General features: G+C 71.5%; 24 protein-coding genes and 1 tRNA gene. 14 read left to right on the plus strand and 11 right to left on the minus strand.

Features of this window, described 5'->3' with window-relative positions:
- Window positions 1-3 precede the first annotated feature (3 nt).
- The 5 genes from AB0B76_RS22515 to AB0B76_RS22535 are packed head-to-tail and all read left to right on the plus strand — an operon-like array spanning window position 4 to window position 2,200.
- Window positions 4-297: a metal-sensitive transcriptional regulator gene (locus AB0B76_RS22515; RefSeq protein WP_360378234.1), complete on the plus strand. Its 294-nt coding sequence runs from the start codon at window positions 4-6 to the stop codon at window positions 295-297.
- Between the two features lie 20 nt (window positions 298-317).
- Window positions 318-818, plus strand: a complete 501-nt coding sequence (locus AB0B76_RS22520) for a hypothetical protein (protein ID WP_360378236.1) — start codon at window positions 318-320, stop codon at window positions 816-818.
- Window positions 815-1,291, plus strand: coding sequence for a macro domain-containing protein (locus tag AB0B76_RS22525; RefSeq protein ID WP_360378238.1), 477 nt, complete (start codon window positions 815-817; stop codon window positions 1,289-1,291). The genes AB0B76_RS22520 and AB0B76_RS22525 overlap by 4 nt, the downstream gene beginning before the upstream one ends.
- Window positions 1,292-1,317: 26 nt before the next feature.
- A complete protein-coding gene (locus AB0B76_RS22530) occupies window positions 1,318-1,797 on the plus strand; it encodes a hypothetical protein (RefSeq protein ID WP_360378241.1) in 480 nt (159 codons plus the stop codon).
- Window positions 1,798-1,807: 10 nt separating this feature from the next.
- A complete protein-coding gene (locus AB0B76_RS22535; protein ID WP_360378243.1) occupies window positions 1,808-2,200 on the plus strand; it encodes a DUF1801 domain-containing protein in 393 nt (130 codons plus the stop codon).
- Window positions 2,201-2,588: 388 nt separating this feature from the next.
- Here the strand turns inward: AB0B76_RS22535 and AB0B76_RS22540 are convergent.
- Both AB0B76_RS22540 and AB0B76_RS22545 read right to left on the minus strand, forming a co-directional pair.
- Window positions 2,589-2,664 (minus strand) — tRNA-Ala (locus AB0B76_RS22540).
- 73 nt (window positions 2,665-2,737) lie between these two features.
- Window positions 2,738-3,292: a YqgE/AlgH family protein gene (locus tag AB0B76_RS22545; RefSeq protein WP_360378245.1), complete on the minus strand. Its 555-nt coding sequence runs from the start codon at window positions 3,290-3,292 to the stop codon at window positions 2,738-2,740.
- Window positions 3,293-3,488: 196 nt separating this feature from the next.
- Here AB0B76_RS22545 and AB0B76_RS22550 point away from each other — a divergent pair, with 196 nt between their 5' ends.
- Complete coding sequence (locus tag AB0B76_RS22550; protein ID WP_360378248.1) at window positions 3,489-4,271, plus strand: S-methyl-5'-thioadenosine phosphorylase; 783 nt, start codon at window positions 3,489-3,491, stop codon at window positions 4,269-4,271.
- Here AB0B76_RS22550 and AB0B76_RS22555 read toward each other — a convergent pair.
- Genes AB0B76_RS22555 through AB0B76_RS22570 form a run of 4 tightly spaced genes read right to left on the minus strand, consistent with a single transcriptional unit; the run spans window position 4,207 to window position 6,861 of the window.
- Window positions 4,207-5,271, minus strand: a complete 1,065-nt coding sequence (locus tag AB0B76_RS22555) for a HAMP domain-containing sensor histidine kinase (RefSeq protein WP_360378250.1) — start codon at window positions 5,269-5,271, stop codon at window positions 4,207-4,209. The two genes, AB0B76_RS22550 and AB0B76_RS22555, sit on opposite strands and share 65 nt — an antisense overlap.
- The gene (locus tag AB0B76_RS22560) at window positions 5,264-5,947 is read right to left on the minus strand and encodes a response regulator transcription factor (RefSeq protein WP_360378253.1); all 684 of its coding nucleotides are present in this window, start codon (window positions 5,945-5,947) and stop codon (window positions 5,264-5,266) included. Before AB0B76_RS22560 ends, AB0B76_RS22555 begins: the two co-directional genes overlap by 8 nt.
- An 18-nt stretch (window positions 5,948-5,965) precedes the next feature.
- Window positions 5,966-6,358, minus strand: coding sequence for a hypothetical protein (locus AB0B76_RS22565; protein WP_360378255.1), 393 nt, complete (start codon window positions 6,356-6,358; stop codon window positions 5,966-5,968).
- A 53-nt stretch (window positions 6,359-6,411) separates the two neighbouring features.
- Complete coding sequence (locus AB0B76_RS22570) at window positions 6,412-6,861, minus strand: MarR family transcriptional regulator (protein WP_360378257.1); 450 nt, start codon at window positions 6,859-6,861, stop codon at window positions 6,412-6,414.
- Between the two features lie 62 nt (window positions 6,862-6,923).
- Between AB0B76_RS22570 and AB0B76_RS22575 the strand changes: the two genes are divergently transcribed.
- Entirely contained in the window at window positions 6,924-8,588 is a 1,665-nt protein-coding gene (locus AB0B76_RS22575) for an MFS transporter (RefSeq protein WP_360378260.1), read from the plus strand.
- A 67-nt stretch (window positions 8,589-8,655) separates the two neighbouring features.
- On the opposite strand, the gene AB0B76_RS22580 is transcribed toward AB0B76_RS22575, so the two are convergent.
- Window positions 8,656-9,360 carry a TetR/AcrR family transcriptional regulator C-terminal domain-containing protein gene (locus AB0B76_RS22580; protein ID WP_360378263.1) on the minus strand — a complete coding sequence of 235 codons (705 nt, stop codon included), beginning with the start codon at window positions 9,358-9,360 and terminating at the stop codon, window positions 8,656-8,658.
- 64 nt (window positions 9,361-9,424) lie between these two features.
- Between AB0B76_RS22580 and AB0B76_RS22585 the strand changes: the two genes are divergently transcribed.
- Together AB0B76_RS22585 and AB0B76_RS22590 are read left to right on the plus strand one after the other, a co-directional pair.
- Window positions 9,425-10,381 (plus strand): NAD(P)-dependent alcohol dehydrogenase, encoded by a 957-nt coding sequence (locus AB0B76_RS22585; RefSeq protein WP_360378265.1) that lies wholly within the window; start codon window positions 9,425-9,427, stop codon window positions 10,379-10,381.
- A 39-nt stretch (window positions 10,382-10,420) separates the two neighbouring features.
- A complete protein-coding gene (locus tag AB0B76_RS22590) occupies window positions 10,421-11,401 on the plus strand; it encodes an aldo/keto reductase (protein WP_360378267.1) in 981 nt (326 codons plus the stop codon).
- A gap of 12 nt (window positions 11,402-11,413) precedes the next feature.
- Here the strand turns inward: AB0B76_RS22590 and AB0B76_RS22595 are convergent, their stop codons facing one another.
- On the minus strand, window positions 11,414-12,205 hold the full coding sequence (locus tag AB0B76_RS22595) for an alpha/beta hydrolase (RefSeq protein WP_360378270.1): 792 nt from the start codon (window positions 12,203-12,205) through the stop codon (window positions 11,414-11,416).
- A 40-nt stretch (window positions 12,206-12,245) separates the two neighbouring features.
- Here AB0B76_RS22595 and AB0B76_RS22600 point away from each other — a divergent pair, with 40 nt between their 5' ends.
- The 3 genes from AB0B76_RS22600 (at window position 12,246) to AB0B76_RS22610 (ending at window position 15,491) form a co-directional block, all read left to right on the plus strand.
- Window positions 12,246-13,247: an RNA polymerase subunit sigma-70 gene (locus AB0B76_RS22600; protein ID WP_360378273.1), complete on the plus strand. Its 1,002-nt coding sequence runs from the start codon at window positions 12,246-12,248 to the stop codon at window positions 13,245-13,247.
- A gap of 28 nt (window positions 13,248-13,275) precedes the next feature.
- Window positions 13,276-14,223 (plus strand): RNA polymerase sigma-70 factor, encoded by a 948-nt coding sequence (locus AB0B76_RS22605; RefSeq protein WP_360378276.1) that lies wholly within the window; start codon window positions 13,276-13,278, stop codon window positions 14,221-14,223.
- A gap of 92 nt (window positions 14,224-14,315) precedes the next feature.
- A complete protein-coding gene (locus AB0B76_RS22610) occupies window positions 14,316-15,491 on the plus strand; it encodes an FAD-dependent oxidoreductase (protein ID WP_360378279.1) in 1,176 nt (391 codons plus the stop codon).
- On the opposite strand, the gene AB0B76_RS22615 is transcribed toward AB0B76_RS22610, so the two are convergent.
- Both AB0B76_RS22615 and AB0B76_RS22620 read right to left on the minus strand, forming a co-directional pair.
- Window positions 15,488-16,045 (minus strand): hypothetical protein, encoded by a 558-nt coding sequence (locus tag AB0B76_RS22615; protein ID WP_360378282.1) that lies wholly within the window; start codon window positions 16,043-16,045, stop codon window positions 15,488-15,490. The two genes, AB0B76_RS22610 and AB0B76_RS22615, sit on opposite strands and share 4 nt — an antisense overlap.
- A 141-nt stretch (window positions 16,046-16,186) precedes the next feature.
- Window positions 16,187-16,447, minus strand: a complete 261-nt coding sequence (locus AB0B76_RS22620) for a hypothetical protein (protein ID WP_360378285.1) — start codon at window positions 16,445-16,447, stop codon at window positions 16,187-16,189.
- A gap of 394 nt (window positions 16,448-16,841) precedes the next feature.
- On the opposite strand from AB0B76_RS22620, the gene AB0B76_RS22625 reads away from it, so the two are divergent.
- Window positions 16,842-17,138 (plus strand): muconolactone Delta-isomerase family protein, encoded by a 297-nt coding sequence (locus tag AB0B76_RS22625; protein ID WP_360378288.1) that lies wholly within the window; start codon window positions 16,842-16,844, stop codon window positions 17,136-17,138.
- A gap of 364 nt (window positions 17,139-17,502) precedes the next feature.
- A complete protein-coding gene (locus AB0B76_RS22630; protein ID WP_360378290.1) occupies window positions 17,503-19,020 on the plus strand; it encodes an HEXXH motif-containing putative peptide modification protein in 1,518 nt (505 codons plus the stop codon).
- Between the two features lie 2 nt (window positions 19,021-19,022).
- Here the strand turns inward: AB0B76_RS22630 and fxsT are convergent, their stop codons facing one another.
- Window positions 19,023-22,946, minus strand: a complete 3,924-nt coding sequence (gene fxsT / locus AB0B76_RS22635; protein WP_360378293.1) for an FxSxx-COOH system tetratricopeptide repeat protein — start codon at window positions 22,944-22,946, stop codon at window positions 19,023-19,025.
- Window positions 22,947-22,998: the final 52 nt, after the last annotated feature.

Genomic DNA, 22,998 nt, shown 5'->3' on the forward strand with positions numbered 1-22,998 from the left:
GCCATGACCGCCCCGACGCCGCGCGGGTACACCGCCACCAAGGACCAGCTCCAGAGCCGCCTGCGCCGCATCGAGGGCCAGGTCCGCGGCGTGGAGAAGATGGTCGACGAGGACCGGTACTGCATCGACGTCCTCACCCAGATCAGCGCGATCCAGGCCGCCCTGGACAAGGTGGCGCTCGGGCTGCTCGACGACCACGCCCGCCACTGCATGCACAACGGTTCCCAGGAGGGCAAGGGCGAGGAGATGGCCACCGAGATGATGGCCGCCGTGGGACGCCTCCTGCGCCGGGGCTGATCGTTCCTTATTGTCGGTGCGTGCCCGACTACGCGTACGTACGGCAGACGGACGGCTTCACCTGCGGCCCGACGGTGGCTCTGGTGGCCGTGGCGGCGCTGGACCCGGACTACGGCGCGACAGTCACCGACGCGGCGGCCGAGCAGCACCGCATCCACGCCGAGGCGAACCGCCTGTGGCCCCGCAAGCTGGGCACCACGCCGTGGGGCGTGGCCGGCGTGATCTCGGCGCACACCGCGGCCCTGGGGGTCCGGTACGGCTGGCGCCTCTTCCGCGGCGACCTGGCCCCGGCGATCGCCGCCGTGGAGTGCGACTGGCCGGTCGCGATGCTGATCGGCGCGGCCATACCGCGCCACTGGGTCCTGATCGTCGGCCACACCGACGGCGAGTTGCACTGCTTCAACCCCGCCCGGGGCGTGGAGACGACGATCCCGGTCGCCGACGTGGCCGCCCGCCGCCTGGAGCCGCTGGGCTTCCCGCGCGCCTTCGCCCTGGTCCTGCCGCGGCACGTGACGTCGTGACCCCCCTGCGCTACGTCCGGGGCGACGCGACAAGCCCCCAGGCCGCGGGTCCGAAGCTCATCGCGCACGTCTGCAACGACCTCGGCGGCTGGGGCAAGGGGTTCGTGGTCGCCGTGTCCCGCCGGTGGCCGGAGCCGGAGCGCGATTACCGTGCGTGGCACCGGGAGCGCGCCCACAACGACTTCGCCCTGGGCGCGGTCCGGGTGGTGCAGGTACGCGCCGACACCTGGGTCGCGAACATGATCGGCCAGCACGGGATGCGGACCGGTTCGAAGGGGCCCCCGATCCGGTACGACGCACTCGGTCATTGCCTCGGTGCGGTTGCGGATCACGCCGTGCGGCTGCAGGCTTCGGTGCACATGCCGCGCATCGGCGCCGGGCTGGCCGGCGGCCGATGGGAGCAGATCGAACCGCTGATCATCGACCGGCTCTGTGCCCGCGACATCGCCACGACCGTCTACGACCTAGCCTGAGAACCCATGTCCTCTGGGAGTGTGCAGTGAGGCGCATCCTGAGTCCGCTGAGCCTGGTGCTTGCCCTTGTGGTGCTGGCCGGGTGCTCGGACGGCGATAAGAGCACGCCGGAGTCGGGCACGCCCTCGGCCGGCCCCGTCAAGACCATGAAGCACGCCGACGCCCAGGCGCTGGCCGACAGGTACCGCGCCGAGGCCGTGGCCGCCCTGGCCGCGACGCCCACCGGCCCGCCGACGAGCAGCCTGGCGGCGTGCGAGGGCCCGCACACCTTCACCGCCATCACCTACGGCGACGTGCCCGTGCCCGCCGCCCAGCAGCCGGCCGCCTTGCAGAAGCTGCGCGACCATTACACCGGCGAGCAGTACACCGTGGCCTCGACCGGCGCCGACGGATCCCTGAACGCCACCGCCCCCGACCGGGTCAACATTTCCGTGGCCCCCGAGGGGACCGACACCCTGCGAGTCAACATCGCGACGCCGTGCTACTCCTCGGACGAGCCGCTCTAGGTTCTGGAACATGACGTACGAGAAGGACGAGCGCGTCGACGCGTACATCGACGCGCTCCCCGAGTGGCAGCAGACCGTCTGCCGCCGGGTCCGTGACCTGGTACACGAGGCCGACCCGGCGGTGACCGAGACGATCAAACGCACCGTCCAGCCCTACTTCGTCCTCGACGGCAACATCTGCGCCCTGCTGGCCGCGAAAACCCACGTCAACGTGTTCCTCTACGACGGCGCGATGGTCCCCGACCCGGCGGGCATCATCACAGCGGGCCACGCGAACAAAACGGCCCGCACCGTGGCGGTATACGAGGGCGCCCAGGTTCCGGCCGAGCCGCTCCTGGCCATGTTCCGCCAGATCATCGCGAACAACCGAGCCGGCGGCTGGCGCCGGCTGAAGAAGGACTGATCTTTTGAGGAACTCTCCTGATCTTGACGATTGGCATCACCAGGCTGGGCGGCCGATACCGCAAGACATGTTGGCCGCGGTGGCAGGCCCGGTCAGGCCGACGTATGCGACCACGCAATCCACCTCAAGGAGCGCTGACGGCAGAAGCAGCCCAGATCGAGCGAGGAGCGGACCGGCGCACGCACAAGCCGTACCACCAAAGCGCAGAGGCAAAGCGAAGCGAGCCGAAGGAAGGAAGGCCACCCCAACGACCGCAACCTGAGGACCGCAATGGGGGGTGTGGGTGGCGAAGCCCCCACTGGGGAGTGATGCGAAGCGAACGCGAGGAACACCGCCATCGCAACGGCAAAAAAGGCGCCCCCGCCTTTGAGCAGGGAGCGCCTATCGATGGTGGAGCCGAGGGGACTCGAACCCCTGACCCCCACACTGCCAGTGTGGTGCGCTACCAGCTGCGCCACGGCCCCATCTTGTGCTTCGCTCTCGCGGGCACTCACGGAATAGTACACATATCCGGGGTTGGGGTCACATCGGGTATGCCTAGTTCTGGGTCGGGTCCGACGGGTAGTGGGCCACCGCCGCCATGAGGCCGCCCTGGCGGCGCAGGACCATCTGCCACAGGTCGTCGGGGCGCGGGGCGAACGCGTCGCTGGGCAGGGCGTCGAAGACGAACCAGGAGCCGCCCTCGATCTCGCGCTCCAGCTGGCCCGGGGACCAGCCCGCGTAGCCGGCGAAGACGCGGACGCCGAGGACGCCCGCGACCAGGAGGTCGGGGTCGCCGGAGAGGTCGACGGTGCCGACGGCGCCCGAGACGCGGTTGAAGCCGGCCAGGTCCTCGACGCCGGGGCGGGTGCGGGCCAGGCAGATCGCGGCCTCGGGCTGCACCGGGCCGCCCTCGAAGACCACCGGTGGTTCACCCGCCAGGGCGCCCCAGCCGCCGAGGACATCGGCCACCTGGACCTCGGTCGCACGGTTGAGCACCACGCCGAGGGCGCCGCCCTCCTCGTGCGCGACGACCAGCACGACGGTGCGCTCGAAGTTCGGGTCGCGGAGCGCGGGGGTCGCCACCAGCAGCCGCCCGGTCAACGACTCCATCGCCCTCCCTCGACGCTGCCTGGACGTACCCCGGCCGGTGCCGGAATTTCCCGGTCTCGGTGACCCACGGCCCGTGGGTGGTTCACCGAGTTCCCCGTGCATCGACATCAGTCCCACCAGCAAACAAGGAAGCGGGGTGCGAGGGTCATGTCTCGCACCATAGCCTGACCCGCGCGTCCCGGTTAGGGTCTGTTCCGTGACCTCACTCGCGGACGTCGCCGTGATCGGTGGATCGGGGCTTTACGCCCTCCTCGACGGCGCCGAGGAACACGTGGTCGACACGCCTTATGGCCCACCGTCCGACCCGATCACGGTCGCCACGGTGGGCGGGCGGCGCACCGCTTTTCTTCCCCGGCACGGAAAGGATCACCGTTTTCCGCCGCATCGGATCCCCTATCGGGCGAACCTGTGGGCGCTGAAGGAGATCGGCGTGTCGCAGGTGCTGGCGCCCTGCGCGGTGGGCGGGCTGCGGCCCGAGCTGGGGCCGGGCACGTTCGTGGTGCCGGACCAGCTGATCGACCGGACCTCGGGGCGGGTGCAGACGTTCTACGACGAGGGCGCGGTGCACGTGAACTTCGCCGACCCGTACTGCGCGACCGGGCGTGACGTGGTGAAGAAGGTCGCGGCGGAGCACGGGATCGCGGCCGGGGACGGCACGATGGTCGTCGTGGAGGGGCCGCGCTTCTCGACGCGGGCCGAGTCGCGCTGGTACACCTCGATCGGCGGCGCGGTGGTGAACATGACGGGGCATCCCGAGGCGGTGCTGGCCCGGGAGCTGGCGCTCTGCTACACCTCGATCGCCCTGGTCACCGACCTCGACGCGGGCGTGGAGGGCGACCACGGGGTCACCCAGGAGGAGGTCTTCCGGGTCTTCGGGGAGAACACCGACCGGCTCCGGCGGGTGCTGCTCGACGTCATCCCGCGACTGCCGGAGCGGCCGGACGATCCGTGCCGGCACGCACTGGACGGTCTGCACTAGGCAGCCGTACCACGAACCGGCAGCCGTCGCCCGAGTTGTCCACGGCGACCTCGCCCTGATGGGCCTCGACGAGACCGCGCACGATGGCCAGCCCGAACCCGCCTCCGGCGCTTTTTTCGGGTGTACGCGCGGGAGCTCCCCGGAACGCCACATCGAAGACCCGGGGCAGGTCCGCATCCGGGATGCCGCCGCACGTGTCGGACACCGCGAGCCACCCGCCGCCGTCGTCCTGACCGCCGGTGACCGTCACGGTGCCCTCCGGCGGCGTGTAGCGGATCGCGTTGCCGATCAGGTTGTTCACCACCCGCGACAGCTCCGGCACCGAGCCGCGCACGACCGGCCAGCCGGACGAGGGCTCGGCGACGATCCTGATGTGCTCGGCCGCGGCCAGGGGCGTGGCCGACGCGATGGCGTCGGAGACCACGTCGCCGAGCGGCACGTCCGTCAGCGACAGGCGCAGCGCCCCGGCGTTGATCCGCGAGAGCTGGAACAGGTCGTCCACGAGCGCGGCCATGCGGTCGGTCTCGGCGGAGATGCGGCGGTGGTACTCCGCGACGGTGTCCGGGTCCGAAACGACGCCGTCGTCGAGCGCCTCGGCCATCGCGCGCAGCCCGGCCAGGGGCGTGCGCAGGTCGTGCGAGACCCAGGCGACGAGCTCGCGGCGGCGGGCCTCGGCGGCGCGCTCGCGATCGCGGGCCTCGGCCGCCCACATGCTGGAGCGGGCCAGGCGTCGTCCGGACCACAGCCCGACGGCGAGCGAGACGGATGCGGCGGTGCCAACGACGATGAGCAGCACGTGCAGATCGTGGTCGGAGATGAACATGCGCATCGCGGCGCCGAGGATGCCGGCCAGCACGCTGAACACGGTGACGAGCAGGATGACCACGATGTGCGCGGTGACCGAGCGGCCGCGCAGGACCCGCAGCGCGACGAGGCCGGCCAGCGCGACGGCGAGCGCGCCGCCGAGGGCCATCAGGAACGTGGAGATGACGTCAGGCATATTCGTACCGGTATCCGACGCCCCACACGGTGAGGATCCGCTTGGGCTCGGCGGGATCGTCCTCGACCTTCTCCCGCAGCCGTCGCATGTGGACGGTGACCGTCGACTGGTCGCCGAAGGTCCAGCCCCACACCTGCTCCAGCAGCTCGGCGCGGCGCAGCACCCGGCCGGGGTTGCGCATGAGGAACACGAGCAGGTCGAACTCGCGCACGGTCAGCGCGAGCTCCATCCCCTGCCGGGTCACGATCCGGCGGGCGACGTCGACCCGCAGGTCGCCGTCGGCCAGCTCACCGCCGGCGGCCGGGACGGGGGCCGCGCGGCGCAGCACCGACTGCACGCGCAGCACCAGCTCGCGCGGGGAGAACGGCTTGGTGACGTAGTCGTCGGCGCCGACCTCCAGGCCGATCACCCGGTCGGACTCCTCGCCGAGCGCGGTCAGCATGATGATCGGCAGGCCCGGGTCCTGGGTGCGCAGCCGCCGGCACACCTCGAGCCCGTCGATGCCGGGCAGCATGAGGTCGAGCACGACGAGGTCGGGGCGCTCGTGGCGGTACTCGTCCAGCGCCGCCTGCCCGTCACGGGCGAGCCGGACGCCGAACTCGGCCCGCTCCAGGTAGCGTCGCACGACGTCGCTGACCGTCGGGTCGTCGTCGACGACCAGCACATGCTGCCCCATCGCTCGAGCGTAGTCGGCTCAGGTCTCTCCACCGAGGTCGGTTTCGTACGCCTCGTGGAGCAGGTCCGCGCCCCGCTGCCGGTGCTGCCACACCTCGCGGATGAGCCGGTCCGCGTCGCGGCGCACGGCCTCGGGCGGGTGCTCGTCGGTCAGGTGCCCCTCGAGCTGGTCGAGGGCCGTCCACACGGAGCGGTGGTCGCCGACCAGGGTGTTGAGGTACGGCGCCAGCCGCGGCGCGTCGTCGACCACCTCCGCGTAGAGGCCGCTGGGCCCCTCGGTCTGTTCCACGTGGACCGCGAAAGCGGCCTTGAGCTGCGCCACCGCGTGACTTACCCGGGACCCGAACGCCGGATCACCGACCGGGGTCTGGATGGCGTGCTCCATGCGCTGTATACCGCCGAGCAGTTCCATGCCGCACCTCCCGCCCACTCCATGATGTGATGCGGGACACACTTCTGTCCAGCTCAGAGCGTAGTTATCTCCTCGCCCGGTGGAGCGTCGGCCGCGGTCATGCGCGTCAGCCAGGCGTTCACCACGGCCAGCTCCTCCGGGGTGAACCCGTTGGAGAGCCTGGCCTCCACGGCCTGCACGGCCGGCACCGCCTCGCCCAGCCGCGCCCGTCCGGCGTCGGTCAGGAGGATCTGCTGCGAGCGGCGGTCGGAGGGGTGCTGGCGACGCTCCACCAGGCCGGCCCGCTCCAGGCCGGTGAGCATCTCGTTCGCCGACTGGCGGGCGGTGGACACCTTGCGCGCCACGTCGGCCACCGACATTCCGGGCGACTCGTCGAGCAGCAGCAGCGAGGCGAACTGCGCGACCGACAGCTCGAACGGCACCAGGGCCTCGGCGACGACGCCGCGCAGAGTCAGCCAGGCGTGGCGGACGAGGAAGGTCGAGCAGGCGTCTCCGGGAGTCACCCGCCCATTGTGCGCCGGAATACAATTGACAGGAACCTGCCAATCCTGCGAGTGTGGCAGGCATGACCGTCAGGGACCTGTCAATAAACGTACCCCGGCAGCGCCGTGTGCTGTCGGTCCTCGTGTTCGCCGCGGTCCTCATCTGGATCGACACCACGATCCTGGGCATCGCGCTGGAGCGCATCGCCGACCCGCGGACCGGCCTCGGCGCCACGCCGGGCCAGCTCCAGTGGGCCGTCGGCTCCTACGCCCTGCTGTTCGCCACCGCGCTCTTCGCCGCCGGCGCGCTCGGCGACCGCTACGGCCACCGCACGATCCTGGTGCTCGGCCTGGCCTGCTTCGGCGGCGCCTCGATCTGGGCCGCGTGGGCCGGCGACGCCACCGGCCTGATCCTCGCCCGCGGCCTGATGGGCGTCGGCGGCGCGATGATGATGCCCACCTCGATGGCGATCATCGGGGCCACGTTCCCGCCCGAGCGCCGGGCCGGGGCGATCGCCGCCTGGTCGGCCTCCAGCGGCGTCGGCGTCGCCCTCGGCCCGCTGCTCGGCGGCGTGCTCGTCGACCACTTCTGGTGGGGCTCGGTCTTCCTGGTGAACCTGCCACTCGTCGCCATCGCGCTGATCGGGATCGCGTCGGAGGTACCGAACCCGAAGCTTGCCCGGAAGCGCCGGCCGGACCCGATCGGCCTGCTGCTGTCCACCGCGGGCCTCGCCGCGCTCGCCTACGGCCTCATCGAGGCCGGCCAGGACACCGACTGGACCCGCTGGCCGGTGTGGGGCCCGATCGTGCTCGGCCTGGCGCTGCTCGTGCTGTTCACCGTCTTCGAATGGCGCTCGAGCGAGCCGTCGTTCGACCCGCGCCTGTTCCGCAACGGCCGGTTCAGCGCCGGCAACGTCGCCTTGGCCGCGCTGTTCTTCGCCATCACCGGCCAGATGTTCTACGGCAACTTCTACCTGCAGGGCGCCCGCGGCATGAGCGCCCTCGACACCGGCCTCGCGTTCCTGCCCGGCGCGCTCGGCGTCGCGCTCGGCTCCGGCCTCGGCGCGCGCCTGGCCAAGCGCCACGGCGTGGGCCTGGTCAGCGGCGGCGGCCTGCTCGTGGTCGCGGCGGCGTTCCTGGCCAACCTGTGGTTCGACGTCGACACGCCGCTGGTGTGGTTCTGCGCCGTCGGACTGGTCAGCGGTACCGCGATGGGCATGACGATCGCCCCGACGGTCGCCGCCGTCATCGCCGTGCTGCCGCTGGACCGCATGGGCGCCGGGTCGGCGGTCAACAACACCGTGCGGCAGGTCGGCAGCGTCCTCGGCATTTCACTGCTCGGCACCGTCCTGGCCACCACGTACCGCGACCGCATCGAGCCGGCCCTGCGGGACCTGCCGCCCGCGGCCCGGGACGCGGCGGCCCCGTCGGCCGAGCACACCCGCGCGGTCGCGGACGCCCTGCACCGCCCCGACCTGGCCACGCGGGCGAACGACGCGTTCGTCGCGGCGATGCACGTCACCGCCGCGACGGCCGCGCTGGTCGCCTTCCTGGGCGCGGTCCTGCTGCTGCTCGCCTTCCGCGCGGCCGGGCGCCGACGTCACGGCGACGGCGCGGACGCCGGCCGCGAGCAGCAGGCCCAGCCCGGCGGCGAGCAGCGGCAGCCCCAGCCCGACCGGGAACGCCGTGACGTAGTTGAGGCCGTCCCGCTCGGGAATCGTGGCGAGGCCGGCGGCGATCAGCGCTAGCGCGAGCACCATCGAGCCGGTGCCGCCGACGATGCCCCACATCGCGGCGGCCCGGCCGCGCCCTCGATCATGACTCGGCCGGTCCTCCTTGCAGCCGGCTCAGGCCGTCGAGAATGAAGTCGAGCGTGAAGGCGAACTCGGCGCCGTCGTCGCAGCCGCCGAGGGCGCCGTCGTGGGTGACCGCGACGGCCATCTCCACGACGTAGGGATGGCTGGCACCGAGCTGGCGGACGAGGCCGGCGACCGCCTCCGGGGCGAGGTCCCCGGAATCGTCGAACACGTCCTGCGTGAACCCGAGCAGGCGGCTGCCGAGCAGGTGCAGGGCGTGATGCGTCTGCGCGACCGAGAAGCCGCCCTCGCGGAGGATGCCGAGCACCGTGTCGACGTAGGTCAGCGCGGCGGGGCCGGGGGTGCTCTGCTGCTGTACCGCGCCCGGCGCCCACGGATGGCGCAGCATGACACCGCGCGCGGCGAGCACCAGCTGCCGCAGCGACGCCTTCCATCCGGCGCCGTCGACCGCCGTCGGGATCTGGCCGAGCACGGCATCCGTCATGCCGTCGAGGAGGTCCTTCTTGTTGCGTACGTGCGTGTAGAGCGACATCGCCTCCACGCCCAGCTCCTGGGCGAGCTTCCGCATGCTTATCGACTCGAGGCCGTCCCGGTCGGCGAGCTCGATCGCGGCCTCCATCACCCGCGCCCGGGTCAGCTGCGTGCGGCGTTCGGGGCCGGGGTCGCCCAGCGCGGAGATCTTCACGTCGCCCTCCCTTGACACCCTTACACCGTACGGCCTACCCTTACAGCGTACGCACAGGCCCTTACTGCGTAAGGATACTGACATGCGCGCCATCGTCCAAACCGGCTACGGAGCCCCCGAGCAGGTGCTCCGCATCGAAGAGATCGACGCGCCGGCGATCGGCCCCGACGAGGTCCTGATCCGGGTGCGGGCCACCAGCGTCAACACCCCTGACTGGGCCACCGTCGCCGGCGAGCCGTCCATCCTGCGCCTCGGCGCCGGGCCGCGGCGCCCGCGGCGCCGGATCCGGGGCAGCGACGTCGCCGGCGTGGTGGAGGCCGTCGGCGCGGGCGTCGCCGGCCTGGTACCCGGCGACGAGGTGTTCGGGTCCGCCCAGGGCACCTTCGCCGAGTACGTCGCCGCGCCGGCCGCCCGGCTCGTCAAGAAGCCGGCCGGGCTCACGTTCACCGATGCCGCGGCGTCGGTGATGGCCGGGCTCACCGCCTTGGCCGCCATGCGGGACGTGGCCCACGTGAGCGCCGGCACGCGCGTCCTGGTCAACGGCGCCTCGGGCGGCGTCGGGACGATGGCGGTACAGATCGCCAAGGCGCTCGGCGCGGAGGTCACCGCCGTGTGCGGACCCGGCAACGCCGAACTGGTCCGGTCCCTTGGGGCGGACCACGTCGTCGACTACACGAGCGAGGACTTCACCCGGAGCGGGCCGCGGTTCGACGCCGTCCTCGACAACGTGCTGAACCACCCGCCCAAGGCCACCGCGCGGCTCCTGGCCCCGGGCGGGGTGCTCATGCCGAACAGCATCGGCAACACCGGCGGCCTCCTGGCCGGCCTGCCCCGGACCGCCCGGGCCGCCCTGATGGCCAACGTGCGGCTGGTGAAGCCGGCGTACGACCGCGAGAACCTGACCGCGCTGCTCGAACTCCTCGAGACAGGCAAGGTCAGGGTGGTCGTCGACCAGGCCTACCCCCTCGACCACGCGGCGAGCGCCGTCGCGCACATGCTGGGGCATCACGCACGGGGGAAGATCGTCATCACGGCCTGAGTTGACCTGGAGCGCGCTCCAGGTGACAGGCTCCTCCTCATGGACAAGCGATTCCTGGGACGCAGCGGCATCGAGGTCAGCGCGCTCGGCATGGGGTGCTGGGCGATCGGCGGGCCGTTCTGGGCCGGTGAGCAGCCGCTCGGGTGGGGCGAGGTCGACGACGAGGAGTCGGTGCGGGCGGTCCGCCGCGCGCTCGAGCTCGGGGTGACGTTCTTCGACACCGCCAACGTGTACGGGGCCGGGCACAGCGAGAAGGTCCTCGCCCGAGCGCTCGAAGGCCGCCGCGACGAGGCGGTGATCGCCACCAAGTTCGGGGGCACCTTCGACGAGCAGACCCGGCAGGTCGGGCCCGACGACGGCACGCCCGCGAACGTGGGGCGCTCGGTCCGCGACTCGCTCAGAAGGCTCAATACCGACCACATCGACCTGTACCAGCTGCACATCAACTCGCTGCCGATCGCCGAGGCCCTCGACCTCGTCCCCGTGCTCGAGGGCCTCGTGGACCAGGGTCTGATCCGCGCGTACGGCTGGAGCACCGACTTCCCCGAGCGCGCGGACGCCTTCGCGGCCGCCGGGGTCCGGTGCGCCACGATCCAGGCGGATCTGTCGGTCCTGCGCGGCTCGTTCGCGGTGCTGCCGGTGGCGGCCGAGCACGACCTGGCCGTCATCATCCGTGGGCCGCTCGCGATGGGGCTGCTCGGCGGGCGCTACTCGGCCACCTCGGAACTGCCCCGCGACGACGTGCGCGGGCTGAGCCCGGAGTGGATGACGTACTTCAAGGACGGCCGCCCGACGCCGGAGTTCCTCACGCGCATCGACGCGATCCGCGAGATCCTGACGTCGGGCGGCCGCACCCTCGCGCAGGGCGCGCTGGCCTGGCTGTGGGCCTACGACCCGCGCACGGTCCCGATCCCGGGGTGCCGCACGGTCGCCCAGGTCGAGGAGAACGCGGGCGCCCTCGAGCACGGGCCGCTGAACGAGACCGAGCTGGCCGAGGTCGAGCGGCTCATGGGCCGCTGAGGTCACAGCGCCTCACGGTGACAACACCTGACGCAGGCGCGCGGCGAACCCCGGCGGGTCCATCACGAAGGCGATGTGCCCGCCGGGGAACGGCACCGGCGCCGTGCCGAGCAGCGCGGCCAGGGCGTGCGACGTCCGGTCGAGCAGCTGCCCCGCCGAGTCCTCCCCCAGCGCGACCACGACCCGCGTCGGCCCGGAGCGCAGCGCGGCGATGTCGGGCCGGAAGACCGTGGTGCCGCGCATCTCGTGGCGGAACCAGAAGCGCTCGTCCGCGATCTGCTGCGCGTCCGGCGGCGGACCCGCCGGCGGCCCCTCGTGGATGTTCGCGTTGACCATGAACTTCTTCCAGGCGCCGGCCGGGTCGCCCGACTCGTAGGTGGCGATGATGTCCTCGATCGCGGCCCGGCGCTCCTCGCGGTCCTCGAGCACCTCGGTCACCGGCGGCTCATGGGCGATCACGGTGTGTGCGACGCCGGGGTGGCGCTCGGCCAGGGCCAGGCCGGTGACCGCGCCGCCGCTGGAGCCGAAGACGGCGGCCGGACCCGCATCGACGTGCGCAATCAGGCGTGCCAGGTCGTCGGCGCGCGCCTGCGGGGTCGAGCCGGACTCGGGAACATCGAGGATGCTCGCGCCGATCCCCCGCGGATCGGTGGTGAGCACGGTATGGTCGGCGGCGAGCAGGTCGGCGGCCGCGGCGAAGAACCGGGTGCCCATCGGGGCGCCGACCAGCACCAGGAGCGGTCCGCGGCCGCGCAGCTCGTAGTGCAGCGCGGCGTCCGGGACGCGCAGAGTGTCGTGTCGCATGGTGGATGACCTCCTTCTCTCACGAAAGGAGACTGACGAAGTGCCCCAGACTCGTCGGCTGCTCGAGCCCGATTTCGCCGACGACCTCGCCCGCGCGCGCAAGGGCGACGACGACGCCTTCGCGCGACTGGTCACGCCGCTGCGCGGGGCGCTGCACGCACACTGCTACCGCATGCTCGGATCGGTCCACGACGCCGACGACGCGCTGCAGGACGCGCTCGTGCGGGCCTGGCTGGGCTTGTCCGGATACCAAGGCCGCGGTTCTTTGCGCTCTTGGCTTTTCACCGTGGCGACCCGCACCTGCCTCGACCTCGTCGCCGCCCGCGGCCGCCGCGCGCTGCCGATCGACCTCGGCCCCGCCGCCGAGGCGCCCGCCGCCGGCGTCCAGCCACGCACGGATGTCGCGTGGCTGGAGCCCTACCCCGACGTCGTCTACGAGCGCCGCGAGACCGTCGAGCTCGCATTCGTCGCGGCCCTGCAGCACCTTCCCGGCAACCAGCGCGCCGCCCTGCTGCTGTTCGAGGTGCTGGGCTTCGCCGCGGCCGAGATCGCCGCGATGATGGAGACCACGGCCGGCTCGGTCAACTCCGCCATCGCCCGCGCGCGGCGCACGCTCGCCGAGAAGGTACCGCCGCAGCACCAGCAGCCCACCCTGCGCCGAATCGGCGACGAGCGCGTCCGCGAGACCGTCACCGCGTTCGCCACCGCGCTCGAGGACGGCGACGCCCCGGCCCTGGTCGCCCTGCTCACCGACGACGTGACATGGTCGATGCCACCGCTGCCGGCCTGGTACCGCGGCCTCCCGACGGTCCGCGACTTCGCCGAGAGCATGCCGCTGAGCACCTGCGGCAGCTGGCGCAACCTGGCCGCGTCCGCGAACGCCCAGCCCGCGATCGCCAGCTACCTGCGCCGCACCCCGGACGGCCTGCACGAGGCCTGGGCCCTCAACGTCCTCACCCTGCGCGGCGACCGCATCGCCGAGATCACCTCGTTCATCGACCCGAAGATCTTCGCCCGCTTCGGCCTGCCGCCGTCCCTGTAACGCCGGACGAGCGCGTTAGCATCGGGCCATGAGCGTGGCCATCGGGGACGTGGAACGGTTCGAGGCGGCCCGCGGGCGGCTGGAGGCCATCGCGTACCGGATGCTCGGCTCCGCCGGCGAGGCCGAAGACGCCGTGCAGGAGACCTATCTGCGCTGGCAGGCCGCCGACATCGAGCGGATCGAGGTCCCCGAGGCCTGGCTGACCAAGGTGCTCACGAACCTCTGCCTCAACCAGCTCACGTCCGCCCGGGCGCGGCGCGAGACGTACGTCGGGCAGTGGCTGCCCGAGCCGCTGCTGGCCGGCGACTCCATGCTCGGCCCGGCCGACACCGCCGAGCAGCGCGAGTCCGTCTCCTTCGCGGTGCTCACCCTGATGGAGCGGCTCTCGCCCAACGAGCGGGCCGTGTACGTCCTGCGCGAGGCCTTCGACTACCCGCACCGCGAGATCGCCGAGATCCTCGACCTGTCCGAGGCCTCCAGCCAGCAGATCTTCCACCGCGCCAAGCAGCACGTCGCCGACGGCAAGACCCGGACCGCGGTCGACGCGGCCGCGGCCCGGCGGATCGTCGAGGAGTTCCTGGCCGCGGCGGCCAGCGGGCAGACCGAGCCGCTGGTGCGCCTGCTCACCGCCGACGCCGTGTCGATCGGCGACGGCGGCGGCAAGGTGCCGGCCCGGACCAAGCCGTTCCAGGGCGCCGTGGCGGTGGCGAAGTTCATCTGGGGCCTGTTCAAGCCCGGCGCCGGCAAGCGGGCCGCCGTCGGGGGCTCGCCCGAGGTGTACGCCTGGACGGCCAACGGCGACCCGGCGGTCGTCGCGGTCGTGGACGGGCGCGTCGTCGGGATCATGTGCCTGGAGGTGACGGCGGACGGCATCACCGCGCTGATGAACCAGGTGAACCCCGACAAGCTCGAGCGCGCCACCGCGAAGTGGGCCGCCCTCGACCACGGCGAGCCGCTGGCCACGATCACATTCTGAGCGCCTGTGAGGTGCTTCACAGCGTGCGGCTGTCATGAAACGGCGGGCTGTCCGGCTCAAAGGGCAAAACCCGCGCAGGACAGGAGCACACCATGTCGCACCGCATCGTCGTTCTCGGGGCCGGGTACTCCGGAGCCACCGCCGCCGGCCGTCTGGCCCGGCGCCTCCGCCGCGAGGACGCCACCGTCACCCTCGTCAACGCCGAGCCCGACTTCGTGGAGCGGGTTCGCAACCACCAGCTCGCGACCGGCCAGACCCTCAAGCCGCGGCCGCTGCGCGAGATGTTCGCCGGCACCGGCGTCGAGCTGCGGATCGCGAAGGTCGCCGCCGTCGACGCCGAACGCAAGGTCGTCAGCCTCAGCGACGGCGAGCTCGGGTACGACACCCTCGTCTACGCGCTCGGCAGCGGCTGGAACGCGCAGGGCGTGCCGGGCACGGCCGAGCACTCGTACGAGATCGCAAGCCGCCCCGGCGCGCTGCGGCTGCGCGACCGCCTGGCCCGGCTCGAGGCCCGCCGCCCCGTCGCGATCGTCGGCGGCGGCCTCACCGGCATCGAGGCCGCTACCGAGATCGCCGAGTCCCGGCCCGACCTGGACGTCGCGCTCGTCGTCCGCGGCGAGCTCGGCGACTGGCTCTCCCCGAAGGGCCGTGACCACCTGCGCAAGGTCATCGGCCGGCTGCACATCCGGGTGTACGAGCACGCGCTGGTCAACGCCGTCGGGTCCGACCGCATCGCCACGTCCGACGGGCGGGACATCGCCGCCGACGTGACCCTGTGGACGGCCGGTTTCGCGGTGCACCCGATCGCCGCGGCGACCTCGCTCCAGGTCTCGGACACGGGGCAGATCGCCGTGGACAGGTACATGCGCTCGCTCTCGCACCCGGACGTGTACGCCATCGGCGACTCCGCCCTGGCGATCGGCCCGGGCGGCAAGCCGCTGCGGATGTCGTGCGCCTCGGGCACCCCGTCCGCCTGGCAGGCCGCGGACGCGATCGCCGCGCGGCTCACCGGGGGCAAGCTTCCGAACGCGCCGATCCGGTACTTCAACCAGTGCATCTCGCTGGGCCGCAAGGAGGGCCTGATCCAGTACGTCACCGCCGACGACCGCGCCAAGTCCGCGGTCCTGACCGGCCGGACGGCCGCCGTGTACAAGGAGCTGGTCTGCAAGGGCGCCGTGTGGGGCGTGGCCAACCCGACGCTCGGCGTGCCGACCCGCCGCCGGTCGATGGTGCCGGCGCCGGCCGCGCCGCAGCCCGTCCTGCCCTAGTCCGGCCGGTGCCCTCCGACAACTGCGGCAATCGCATCGGTACCGTCGTTCCGCTCGCCGGCCTCGGCGAGCGGAATGGCGACGCTGGTGGCCCGGGGCAGCTCCGTCGACCGGTAGAGGACGACACTCGCGTCCGCAGCGCCCAGCGGCACGGTGAACGGGTGCGCGGAGAGGTACGAGCGCATTTCTTCCAGCCCGGCGTCGCCGGCCTCCGGCGGCACCTCGCCGATGACCAGGTAACAGTCGGGGTCCGGATCGAGACCCAGGCCGTGGTACCGGTGCCGGAACCCGAAGCGCTCGGCGTCGTACCGCAGCTCGGCCAGCCGTTGAACGGCGTCCGCGGGCCATCCGACAAGCACCGCCAGGCGGCGGGACACCGAGAACGACCGCTCGTACGGCGTCTGGTTGCGGCTCCGGAAGCCGGCCTCGCCCGGGCCGAACCCGCCGAACCGCATCAGCACCGGCGCCGCCCCGAGCTGCGCGTGCAGGTGCGCCAGGACATCGCGCACGTCCTGCCGGGTCGTCGGCCGGATCGGAAACTCCAGGCCGAGCACCGTCGCGTGGATCTGCTCGATGCTCCGCGGCGCAAAACCCGGAAGCAGGTCACCGGCGATCCCCTTGGAGCCCGGCCAGAAATGACGCGAAGGGCGGGCTCTTCGGGCCGTAAAAGGCGGCGACGGTGACCCCCGCGAACGTCATTGCCCGGCCTCGAGCTCTTCCAGCCGCTTGGCGCCGGCCCATTGCCGCCGGACGTCGGTGGCGAAATGGTGGAACGGCCCGACCTTGTCGGTCGCCACGAACTGCAGCACCGGCCCGACGTGCTGCGTGATGAAGTATCCGGCCGGCTGCACCCGGATCTCCGCATGAGGCGCGAAATCGGTGTCCGGCCGCTCGAAGTCCGACGACGGCGCGGCCTCCAGGTCACCGTCGATCATGACGCTCGTGAACGGGTACATGAGGGGCATGAAACGCCCAGCGCAACCAGCAGCCGGGTCGTCACGTCGTACGCCCGGCGGTCCCGCCCGTGCACGATGGCGACCGTCTTCCCGTCGCCCTGAATTGCGTCCGCCATCATGGTTGGCCAGTCATCCAATCGAGTCGAGTAGAGCGGCCTGCCTCGCCCTCAGGTCGGCAAAAGTGCTGCGAACGTACTCGACGAAGGCGGCCCCGGGATGACCGGTCAGCACCTCGGGCTCGTCCCGCCGCGCGAGCGCCACCTCACAGCTGGCGCTGACAATTGCGGCGTACACGCAAATTCCCCGCGGCCGACGGCGACAATATCGAATGCCATAACTGTGAAACCCGTAGATCTTATACCGGCCGCCCCGCGCGGTGCGGGATGATCGGCCGATGGAGTACTTGGTGGACATGGTCACCACCGTCCCGGCCGGCACGACGGACGACGAGATCGCCGGCATGCGCCGGCGCGAGGCGGCACGGGCGGCCGAACTGGCGGCCCAGGGGAGCCTGCTGCGGCTCTGGCGCCCCCCGCTGGCACCGGGCGAGTGGCGCACGTGGGGCCTGTTCAGCGCGGACGATGCCGATCAGCTGGAAACGACGCTGGCGTCGATGCCGCTGCGCGCCTGGCGACACGACACGGTCACCCCGTTGTCACCCCACCCGAACGACCCGGGCCGCCCGTTGTGACACCCTGCCCCCGGCCTCAATTCGCGCGACATTCGCCGCTGCGTGGTTCCGAACTTACTGTGTGCTATACGGTCCCCTCCCGGGGTGAACTTCCCAAACGGGCGTAACCGAATTTGTCGTGCCGCGTTGGCGCCCGCCTTCCACACGATTACGCTCGGCGTCCGTGCGGAGTGTCAACACGCCCAAGCTCGGACGGCTTGCGCTGACGCAGGCCGAATTCACCAGCTTAACTACTGCCGGTGGGAGCGGCGCGGCGGTAGAAAAACTCGCCATGAGCCAGGTGCTGAAGCGAAAATTTCTTCTTACTGCCATTCGCCACGAGACGAGCAACGCCAACAACGCCCCGGCCGACACCATTCACCGGATGATCGATCTCCTCGCCGAGGCCGAGTCCGTGGGCGGCCGCGCCGCGCTGGCCGTTCTCGGCCACCCGTACCTCGACCAGTGGGCGTCCAACTGGCTGCGGACCAGGGGCGACCTCGACGAGGCCGCCGACTACCTGTCCGCGCTGGCCGCCGCCGCCGCCGCGCGGGCCCGGATGACGTTCGCGGTCGACGTCCGTACCGGCGACGGGACGGTCGTGCTGCCCACCCTCGGCGCGGGCACCGGCCTGGGCTCCGGCCTCGTGCGGATCACCGGCACCGCCGACCGGATCACGTTGCACGGCACGGACGGCCACGCCGATGTGCCGCGGCCGTTCACCGGCGCCGGCGCGCATTGGATGCCGGTGCGACGGGTCGAGTTGGAGGGCCGGTACGCCATCGCGGTCGAGGACCTCGACTCCCAGCGCGACTGCTATCCGTGGCCTCCCCAGGAACGGCTGGACGACGCGGCCGCGGCCCGGTTCGGCGACACCTGCCGGGCGGCGTGGTCCATCATCGCGACGGACTTCCCCGACCACGCCCGAGGCATGCGCACCGCGCTCGCGTCACTGGTGCCGCTCACCCACTCCGACGATGCCGAAAGCCAGGGCGCCACCGCATTCCGCGCGTTCGGGTCGCTGGCCGTATCACTCGACACGCCGGCCGAGGCCATGGCATTGTCTCTCATTCATGAGTTCATGCACATGAAACTCGTGGCGATTCTGGACCAGTATGACCTGCACACGACTGACCGGCGGTTGTATTTCGCGCCCTGGCGTCCCGACCCGCGACCGATTTCCGCATTGCTTCACGGCACCTATGCACACTTCGGAGTGTGTGAATTCTGGCGCCGGCGGCGCGGCGCGGACGGTGACCGCTCCGCGCATTTCGAATTCGCATTGTGGCGGCGGTTGACCCTGCACGCCGTGCAGACGCTGCTCGACTCGGACGAGCTGACGGCCTGTGGCCGGCAGTTCGTCGAGCCGTTGTACCGCACCCTGCTGGACTGGGGGGCCGAGCCGGTCCCGGCTCACATCGAGCACGCCGCCGACGATGTGGCGTACGCGTACCAGGTGCGCTGGGACCTCACCCACGACGAGGCGTCCGCCGACCGTGACCTGAACCGGCTGGCGAGCGCACCCCGGCCGTCCTGGCTGCCGGCGGCGTGGACCCAGGCCCCCGGCGCCGTCCGGACCGAGTCCGCCGCAGGGGCGGCGGAGCCGATGGTGGCGGCACTCATTCGGTCGATCGTGACCGGTGACGCGCCCGCGCGTGCCGATCCACGGCTGGTCGACGCCGTCGCCGCACACGTGGACGGGCAGGCCGACCGGGCCGCGCACGAGTTCCGCTCGGCGATCGACGGCGGCGCTCCGGAGGCCTGGGTCGGCCTGTGCGTCGCCAGCCGCCGCAGCGACCCGGTGGGCCGTCCGCGGCTCGTCCGCCGGCTGTACGAGGCGTCCGACCGGACGGTCGCTCCGGCCGACGTGTCAGCCTGGATCAGCGCCGTCCTGGACGGCTGAACTCATGGCGTGAACGGCTCGATGTCGGTGTTGATACGGGTCCGCTCGCCGATGGCGAGGGTGTTGGGGTGCTCCGGGCCCAGCACGTCCCGCGCAAGCCGTGCCGCCTCCGTGAACAGGCGTTCGGCGTCACGCTCCTGGCCGGTGGCGTGCAGGCTGAGCGCCAGGTTGTTGGTGGCGGCGATGACGACCGGGTGCTCGGCGCCGAACGTCTGGCGCAGCCGGGCGTGGGTGCGCTCGTCGAGCCGGTGAGCGCGGGCGGTGTCGCCGGTGAGGAAGCACGCGTTGGCGAGATTGAGGCAGCAGATGAGCGTCGACGGGTGCTCGTCGCCGAGCTTCGCCTGGTACGTCTCGAACACGTCGGCGAGGATGGCCAGCGCGCCTGCGCCGTCGCCCGCTCGGATCTTGAAGATGGCGCGGTCATTGGCAGCGGCCAGGCTGTAGGGGTTGTCGCTCTTGTACTGGTCGGTGTAGTAGTCCAGGACCTCGGCCGCCAGCTCGTCGGCCTGCCCGTGATCGCCGGCCGCGGAGCGGTTGCAGGCGACCTCGAGTTCGGCGAGCATCGTCTCGCGATGCTTCGCACCGAGGGTCTTCTTGTACCCGGCATACGTTTCCGCGGCGAGCCGCTCCGCCTCCGCCGCCCGGCCCATCCGGCGCAGCGTTCCGGCCAGGATGCGGGACGCCCGCAGCGACTGCTCGTGTTCCCGGCCGAGCGTGCGGTTGCACTCCTCCACGGTGCGCTGCAGCAGGTCCCGGGCCTCCTCGTAGCTGCCGACCTCACGCACGCCGAGGCTGTAGTAGATGGCGGACCACAGCGTCCAGATGTCGTCCGTGCCCAGCGTCTTGGTCCGGCGGCGCAGCGTGTCGGCGTCCAGCCGCACCGCCTCCGCGAGGTTGCCGCACAGGCGCTCCGCGTGAGCCAGATTGTTGGCCGCCATCAGCGTGCGAGGGTGGTCCTCGCCGAACCCCTCGCGCCAGCGGTCGAGCAGCTCGCGGTTGAGCACCAGGCCCTCCTGGTACTGCCCGGCCGACCAGAGGTCGGCGGCGAGCCCACCGGCCGCCTCCAGACGGTACGGGTGATCCGGGCCCACGAGCTCGGTGAGTTCCTCCGTGACCTCGTGGCTGAGCTGCCGGGACTCGTCGTCACGACCCGCGGTGCGCAGGACGTTGGCCAGCTGCACCTTCAACCGCAGGGTCATCTCGCGGTCGGTCTCGTCACCCGTCGCGGACCACTCGTCGAGGGCCTGCTTGGCGAGTTCCTCGCTGCCGGCGAGGTCGCCGCGCAGTCGCAGGAACCGGACCATGGTGATGACCAGCTGACGGACGGCGTCCTCGCGCGAGCGCAGTGCGCCCGACGGAACCAGATGCGGGCGCAGTTCGTCGTAGATCGACCAGTTGTCCTGGTCGTCCGCCCCACCCTGCCTGGCCGCTGCGGCCGCGGCGAGGATCTCCTGAACCTGCACCCTCGTTGTCTCCGAATCAGTTTCGCTCAACGCGTCCCTGATTACAGATTGCACCAGCCGGTGGACGCGAACAGCGCTTATCGAGGGATCAACCCTGGCCAGGGCAAACCTGCCGATCTCCCGGATCAGGGAGCCGTGCAGCAGGGGGTCACGCATGGACCGGTCGACTCTAGCAAGCTCCTCGGTCATAGCCGGGGTCTGTAGCAACCAAGTCGGGACTGGTTCTGGGCTGAAGAAGGCAAGCAGCTCCATCAGCCGGGCGGCCGCGGGCTGCCGTTCTTCCAGTCGTTGCATCGACAGCGTCCAGGTCGCGGCGGCCGAGGCCCCGTAGCCCGAGGACGACTCGGCCAGCACCGCGGCCGGGCGGGACTGCAGCAGCTCGAGATAGTTGCGGACCGGCATCCCGGTCTCCTGCAGCCACGCGGCGGCCTGCTCCACCACCAAGGGGAGATCGCCGAGCCGATCGGCTACGGCATCGGCCTCCACCTCGGACAACGAGACGATCTTCCTGGCGATGAGCTCGATGCTCTCCCGCCTGGCAAATACGCCGACCTCGATCCGTTCCGCGTGCTGGGCCCAGTCCGGGTTCCTTGTCGTAATCACGACATCTCCCGGGCCGGCCGGCAGGAACTCCGCGATCCCCTCGGGGTCGTCGGGATTATCGAAAATGATCAACCACCGGCGCAGCCGGTCGCCCTGCCGCAGGGCCTGCAGCACCGCATCGACCTGGCCGGTGGTGTCCGCGCCGGCGTTCAACCGCAACGGACCCGCCAGCCGCGCCAGTTCCACCCGGACGATCGCCGGCTGATCCGCCGAAATCCACCAAACAAGGTCATAGTGCGCGGCGAAACGGTGGGCGTACTCCAGCGCGATCTGTGTTTTACCCACCCCGCTCAGGCCTGTCAGCGCCACCGGCCGGGTGAAGGCGCTGTCGATCAACCGGCCGCGGAGCCGGTCGAGCAGCCCCTCACGGCCGGTGAACACCGGGTTTCGGGCCGGAACTTTCCAGATGCCCGGCATCGTCGCGGGGTAGCGCGGGCCCGGGCCGTTCTCGCCGACGAGCGGAACCGCAACGTCGGCCAGGTCCAACGCGGCCAGCAGCACCTCCCGGGCCCGGGCCGCGGTCAGATCCCGGAGGTTCGGCACCGTGCTGCCCACCAAGGCCTTGGGCAGCTCCGTGCCGTCCAGCCGGAGCGGGACCAGGAACTGGCCGCGCCCGCGGTACGGCCGGGCGGTTGCGTTCCGCAGCGTGCGCTCGGCCGCGGACGAGCGCAGATACTCCTCGGACAGCAGCGCCACGACCCGGCTCGCCCCCTCCGTGGCGCCGCCGGACGTACGCAGCTCGCGAAGCTCGTACGGCTGGTCGACGAGCCGCAGCTCCGCGCTGATCCACTCAGCCCAGATCCGGTCCCGGGGCGCGTAGCTGATCACGATCGGGTCGCCGGGCGCCGTGGCGGCGGCGGTACGTTCGAATTCGGCCAGCCACTGCAGCCGGGTCGCCTCGGCGACGGCCCCCAGCTCGCGTTCGACCCCGGTGAGCTTGCTCGCCAGGCGCTCGTAGGCGGACAGCAGGGTGCCCTCCTGGCGGGGGCGGTCGCCGAACGCGGCAAGAATCTCCTCGTAGGCGTAGTAGATCTTGTAGGGAATCTCGACCGAGCCCCAGTACTCCTCGGCCTCCGCAACGCTCACCGGGATGAACGGCTCGAAGCGATGGCGCGCCAGGGTGCGGCTGCGCTCAAGCTTGATCTGCTCGCCGTCCTCGACGCGGGTCGGCACCGGAAAGATGTCGATCGGCGCGGTGCGGAGCTTGCGGACCGAGCGGGCGATCGCCACAGCACCGTCGATGCTCTGCGTGCTCATGGTGAAGCAGTTGACGAGCACGTCCGGCAGGAAGACGGTGCAGATACCGGCGTTGTCACTGAGACCAGTGCGGCTGTCGATGAGGATGAAGTCGTGCTCACGGCGCATGTTGCGGCGTAGCGCGGCCAGGAACGCCTGCCCGCCGAGACGGTCGTAGAAGTCGTCCCAGTTGAAGGTGCTCACCCGGGTCGAGTACTCGGGAACCTGCCGGCCGGCGGACAGCAGCTCGATGCGGCCGTCCTCGGGAAAGGTGTAGTTCAGCGAAGTCGAGTACGCCGCAACTCGAGCGAGCCGGTCCACCTCGTCCGGGCCGAGCTCGGCGCTCGGGTCGTCGCCCGGATGCGTGGCGGCCATCGCAAACGCCCGGATCATGTCGATGACCCCGCCGGGCGACCCGCGCAGTTCCTTGTCCTCCAGGAACGGGTGGAAATACCGGTGCAGACCCGGCGACTCGAGGTCCCAGTCGACCACGAGCACCCGAGCCCCGTTGCTGGCGAGAATCCACGCCACATTGGCGAGGGCCATCGTGCGCCCGGCGCCGCCCTTGTACGAGTAGAAGGTGATGATCCGACCATCCAGACCCGGCTCATCAGCGTCGGTCATCACAGCCACTCACCTTCCTACTCGGTTCGACTATGCAACAGGCGGGCAACTC

It is taken from the genome of Dactylosporangium sp. NPDC049140 (genome assembly GCF_040648435.1).

Excerpts from the sequence above, each read along its gene's own strand:
- AB0B76_RS22515 (WP_360378234.1), top strand. The coding sequence starts at position 4 with ATGACCGCCCCGACGCCGCGCGGGTACACCGCCACCAAGGACCAGCTC.
- AB0B76_RS22605 (WP_360378276.1), top strand. The coding sequence starts at position 13,276 with ATGAGCGTGGCCATCGGGGACGTGGAACGGTTCGAGGCGGCCCGCGGG.
- AB0B76_RS22545 (WP_360378245.1), bottom strand. The coding sequence starts at position 3,292 with ATGGAGTCGTTGACCGGGCGGCTGCTGGTGGCGACCCCCGCGCTCCGC.
- AB0B76_RS22590 (WP_360378267.1), top strand. The coding sequence starts at position 10,421 with ATGGACAAGCGATTCCTGGGACGCAGCGGCATCGAGGTCAGCGCGCTC.
- AB0B76_RS22555 (WP_360378250.1), bottom strand. The coding sequence starts at position 5,271 with ATGCCTGACGTCATCTCCACGTTCCTGATGGCCCTCGGCGGCGCGCTC.
- AB0B76_RS22535 (WP_360378243.1), top strand. The coding sequence starts at position 1,808 with ATGACGTACGAGAAGGACGAGCGCGTCGACGCGTACATCGACGCGCTC.
- AB0B76_RS22565 (WP_360378255.1), bottom strand. The coding sequence starts at position 6,358 with ATGGAACTGCTCGGCGGTATACAGCGCATGGAGCACGCCATCCAGACC.
- AB0B76_RS22610 (WP_360378279.1), top strand. The coding sequence starts at position 14,316 with ATGTCGCACCGCATCGTCGTTCTCGGGGCCGGGTACTCCGGAGCCACC.
- AB0B76_RS22625 (WP_360378288.1), top strand. The coding sequence starts at position 16,842 with ATGGAGTACTTGGTGGACATGGTCACCACCGTCCCGGCCGGCACGACG.
- AB0B76_RS22620 (WP_360378285.1), bottom strand. The coding sequence starts at position 16,447 with ATGTACCCGTTCACGAGCGTCATGATCGACGGTGACCTGGAGGCCGCG.
- AB0B76_RS22585 (WP_360378265.1), top strand. The coding sequence starts at position 9,425 with ATGCGCGCCATCGTCCAAACCGGCTACGGAGCCCCCGAGCAGGTGCTC.
- AB0B76_RS22560 (WP_360378253.1), bottom strand. The coding sequence starts at position 5,947 with ATGGGGCAGCATGTGCTGGTCGTCGACGACGACCCGACGGTCAGCGAC.
- AB0B76_RS22595 (WP_360378270.1), bottom strand. The coding sequence starts at position 12,205 with ATGCGACACGACACTCTGCGCGTCCCGGACGCCGCGCTGCACTACGAG.
- fxsT (WP_360378293.1), bottom strand. The coding sequence starts at position 22,946 with ATGACCGACGCTGATGAGCCGGGTCTGGATGGTCGGATCATCACCTTC.
- AB0B76_RS22630 (WP_360378290.1), top strand. The coding sequence starts at position 17,503 with ATGATCGATCTCCTCGCCGAGGCCGAGTCCGTGGGCGGCCGCGCCGCG.
- AB0B76_RS22575 (WP_360378260.1), top strand. The coding sequence starts at position 6,924 with ATGACCGTCAGGGACCTGTCAATAAACGTACCCCGGCAGCGCCGTGTG.